Below are 4,592 nucleotides of genomic sequence, written 5' to 3'. Positions count from 1 at the left end.
CAAAGTCATGTACCCAATTTTTTATGTTAGACAACGCTTCTTTAAAAATTCCATAATGATAAAAACTATCTTTTTTCTTGTTTTTGAATGGTGTAATTTTGTTGTTCTGAATTATTGTTTTTTTCTGATTTTGATTATTGTAATTTTTTTGTTCTTGTTTTTTATTAACACTAATTTGCTTATTGGGTGTAGAATTTTCGTTTTCATAATTATTGTAATTAAGTGCTGCATCAGTATCCACTTCACTTTTTATGTTAAGACATGCAACTAAAGCATACCTTTTGAAATAAGTAATAGCTGAACCAACTAGTTGTGGCGTTGAATTCATATTTTTAGACCCATTTTCATTGTTCCATTTTAAATTTTCCGTAAGTATTGGCGTATCAAATGATTCTCTGTACCCAGTACTTTTACTGTAAAATGTGGTCCTAATAACATGAACTCTACCATATGGATCATGTGTAAAAGTTGGGAATTGCCTAAACATAAGATCCAAATTGTGCTTTTTAATAACATTTTGGATTTCTTCTACTATGTCATTGAAATTCTGATATTTGTATCCATATCCTTTATTTACAAGACTTTTGTCAATCCCTGGTAAATTCATAATTAGAGTATCCATATCATTTAAGAATTTAATTTCTGCTTGTATATTATTTTGTATATTTTGATTTTTTTCTGAAACATTGTTCATGTTTTCCTCCTTAACTTACAATAAATAAATATATAGCAAAAACTATTTTTGCCAACTTTTTTACAAAAATTTTTGCAAAAAATGAGGGCTTAGCTAGATTCTCTTTATAAAAGAACTAAGCTAAACCCTTACATTACATTTTTTGCAAATTGTAAATTAAGGTAGGTCAAACATATGTAAATATTTTCCTACGCTATTTGCAGTATAGACTAAATTAAAATGGAAATCAATTTATTTATACTAAATTATAAAAAACGTATTAATTTAATGGGATTAATAATTAGAATTTCATATTTTTTTTAGAAAAGTATTTACTTTTAAATCAAAATTTTGCATTATATTATTTATAATTATTTATTGTAAATTAAGGAGAAAATATGAAAAATTTTCCAACCAACAAAAAATATCCAAATTGCTACAACAAACATCAATATAAATTGATAGTTCTTATCTCAACTTTAAAGTATGTAAACAAAAAATATAAAAAATACACTCAACAAAACATACTCTATTACTTTAATGAAAATCTAAAAAGAAATGGTCAAAATCCAGTTAAGTTAAAGACGCTTCAAAAATATCTTTACGAATTAGAAAAAAAATTTAAAGTAACAACTAATTATTACAAACACTTGGGGATAAATTGTGGTACTGAAATTTACTACAAACTTAATTATCCAAAAAAAGAGTGTCACTATATGATAAACAAATACTTCGAAGATAAAAAACATTCTAGATTTGAAAAAAGAGCTGAAATAGGCCTTAAAGACAAATTTAATAAAAATAGGTGTGTAAATTTGGAGGAGTGTTTAAGTAATAAAAATAATAATATAAAAGAAGAAAAGAATAAACAGATAGAAAATTTTCAAATAATAAAATATTCCAATAAATGTAAATTTAAATGTAAAGAAATTCTATCTTTTATTTTAAATTTAGATATTAATAAAGACTTGAAAATTAAAATGCTTAAAGTTTCAAAAATCATTGAGATTAAACTACTAAAGCATAAAAATATACATTTTAATAAATCTTGCTTTAAAGATAAGCAAAACAAATTAAAAGAAATTCTAGAAAATACAAAAAAACAATTAGAAAAAAAAGGATATAATACTGAACAATTGGAAACAGAATTTAAAAAAGTATATGAAAACTACAAAAATAAGCCGCATTTTATTATTGAAAATCAAAAATATAATGATTTAAGCACAATAAAACGCAAATTAGAAAAATCAATCGAATTAAAAAAAGAAAACACACAAAAAGATTATGAGCATATAAAGGTAAACATTTATAATATTCTTATTGATCAACTAAAAGAAAAGGTGAATATTGAAATTCTAAAGCCAATTATAAAAACATATTTGAATAGCAAAAACAATTTATCATATAATAAAATATATAATGCATATTATTATGAATTATTAGAACTAATAAAAAATGAAAATAATTCTTTGATGTTAAAAAAAGTTGTATAAGGATTGAACATGGGAAAAAATATCCCAAACAAGGAATGTTAATAAAATGGATACTAAAAAACCCAAAATAATAACAATTGCGTCAATTAAAGGTGGTGTTGGCAAAAGCACAAGTGCAATAATATTTGCAACTCTTTTGGCTAATGATTGTAAAGTTCTCTTAATTGATATGGACACGCAAGCATCAGTTACAAGTTATTTTTATAAAAAAATAATAGAAAGTGAATTTAATTTACTTGAAAAAAATATATATGAGATTTTAAAAGGAAATATATTAATTGATAATTCAGTCATAAATATTAATAATAATTTAGACTTGATACCCAGTTATCTAAGTTTACATAAATTTAATAAAGAAGCTATAACCTTTAAAGAAATTAAACTACAAAAGCAGCTATTAAATTTACAATCCAATTATGATTATATAATAATTGATACAAACCCTAGTTTAGACTATACACTAACTAATGCATTAGTATGTAGCAATTATGTAGTAGTGCCAATAACAGCAGAAAAATGGGCAGTTGAGAGTTTAGAACTTTTAAAGTTTTCAATTAGTGATTTGGCTATTGATATTCCAATTTTCTTAATAATAACCAGATTTAAGAAAAACAATACTCATAAAGCATTATTTAATTCTCTAAAAGAGAATAAGAATTTTTTAGGGCTAGTTTCAGAAAGAGAAGATTTAAATAAAAAAATAGCAAAAGACGATTTATTTAACTTAAATAGCGATTATATGTTAGAGTATAAAAATATATTAAGCAAATTTAAAATAATAACTATGTCCATCTAATTGGACATAGTTATTATTTTAAATAAAAGGAGTTAATACATGGATATAGTAGTTAACAAAAGAAATTTAGAAGTATTGAATGAAAGAGAAGAGCGTTACAAAAATTTAAAGCAAAGATTAAAATCTAGCTTTCAACAAGAAATTTATTATAAAATGGAAGTTATTAAGATATTAAAAGAGATAAAAGATAACGAATATTATAAATTAGATGGATATAGAACATTTGAAGATTTTATTAAGGATTATCACTTAGCAAGAAGTCAAGCATATGATTATTTAAAAATAGCAAATGCAATAGAAGAAGGTGTTTTAGAAGAGGCTTATGTAATAGAAAATGGTGTTACAAAAACAATTGCGTTTTTAAGAAAATCACCTGGTGTTTTAAAAAAATCTAAACAAAACCCAATAAAACCTTTAAGATTCCAACTGAAAACTCAAGAAAGTTATGATTTCTACAAAAGTAATGCAAAATTTACAAGTTTTATGATGCATGAGATTTTTGAAAATCAAAAAGATTTGATTAAGAAGCTTTTAAAGAAATATGAAGAATTAAAGGGATAATAAGGGGATTCTATGAATAATTTAGCTTATAGAACATACAATATAGAAAGTATAAAAAATGAGTTTTTAAACATAGGGTTTAGTGAGGAGGCAATAGATTTTGTTTTTCTTCATAATGATAATTACAGCTTTGAATATTTAAAAGAGAAAATAATTGATGTAGAAAAGACTTTACGAAAAGATATATCTAATTTAGATGCTAAGATTGATACTGTAGAAAAGAATTTAAACTATAAAATAGATAGTTTGAATACCAAAATAGATAGTGTAAATACCAAGATAGATTTTGTAGAAAAAAATTTACAAAAAGATTTATGTATTTTAAATGCTAAGATAGACAATGTAGAAAAGAATTTAGATACCAAGATAGACAATGTAGAAAAGAATTTAGATACTAAGATAGACAATGAAGTAAAGAATTTGAGAAAAGATCTTAATATGGGAAACAGGCTAATACATTTTATGATATTAACAGCTGCAATTCTAGGCCCAATATTAAATGCTTTATTTATGAAATATTTACAATTCATTAAATAATGAATAATACATAATTTGCTTTTTTAAGTATTATATTATAATGTTGATGAATATTACTAAAAAATAACATTTTATTTTTGCTCTATTCTAAATTAGAACTTATTCGAACTTTTTAACAAAAGACTTTAAATAAGTTCTTTTTTTGTAAAAAGACAAATTGATTTTAATTCTAAATTGGACTATGCTTAGCTGTTGAAAAACTTAAAAAATAATTTTTTTAAGCGAATTCAGCTAAACCTTTACTTTATTAAGTTTTTTAGCAAGAGGATTTAATAAAGTTTTTTTTGCAAAAATTTTTATAAAAACCCTAACAAAAACAGTTTTTGCAATATAATAAATATTGCATAATATGATCTCCATATTGCATATATAAAATAAAGGTTGCATTTTGGTGGACTTAACTAGTTCTTTAACAAGAGAATTTAGTTAAGTCTTACTTTTTTGTAAAATTTTTATAAATAAGTTGACAAAAAAGATTTTTGTTATACTATATATACACATATATAGCAAAAAAAAGGTTTTATTATTCAAT

At 22.9% G+C, this 4,592-nt stretch carries 5 protein-coding genes; 4 read left to right on the top strand and 1 reads right to left on the bottom strand.

The window, feature by feature from the left end:
• The coding region (locus HNP63_RS06290; RefSeq protein WP_183227618.1) for an ERF family protein at positions 1-694 on the bottom strand (694 nt) is incomplete at its 3' end.
• Between the two features lie 377 nt (positions 695-1,071).
• Here HNP63_RS06290 and HNP63_RS06285 point away from each other — a divergent pair.
• The 4 genes from HNP63_RS06285 to bdr are packed head-to-tail and all read left to right on the top strand — an operon-like array spanning position 1,072 to position 4,060.
• On the top strand, positions 1,072-2,166 hold the full coding sequence (locus tag HNP63_RS06285) for a plasmid maintenance protein (protein WP_183227616.1): 1,095 nt from the start codon (positions 1,072-1,074) through the stop codon (positions 2,164-2,166).
• 46 nt (positions 2,167-2,212) lie between these two features.
• Entirely contained in the window at positions 2,213-2,962 is a 750-nt protein-coding gene (locus HNP63_RS06280; protein ID WP_183227614.1) for a ParA family protein, read from the top strand.
• A 39-nt stretch (positions 2,963-3,001) separates the two neighbouring features.
• Positions 3,002-3,523, top strand: coding sequence for a chromosome replication/partitioning protein (locus HNP63_RS06275; RefSeq protein ID WP_183227613.1), 522 nt, complete (start codon positions 3,002-3,004; stop codon positions 3,521-3,523).
• Positions 3,524-3,535: 12 nt separating this feature from the next.
• On the top strand, positions 3,536-4,060 hold the full coding sequence (gene bdr / locus HNP63_RS06270) for a Bdr family repetitive protein (RefSeq protein ID WP_183227611.1): 525 nt from the start codon (positions 3,536-3,538) through the stop codon (positions 4,058-4,060).
• The last annotated feature ends 532 nt before the right edge of the window (positions 4,061-4,592 follow it).

The sequence above is a fragment of the Borreliella afzelii genome, from assembly GCF_014202295.1.
GTDB lineage: Bacteria > Spirochaetota > Spirochaetia > Borreliales > Borreliaceae > Borreliella > Borreliella afzelii.
This window is presented reverse-complemented; position numbering and strand designations above follow the sequence as displayed.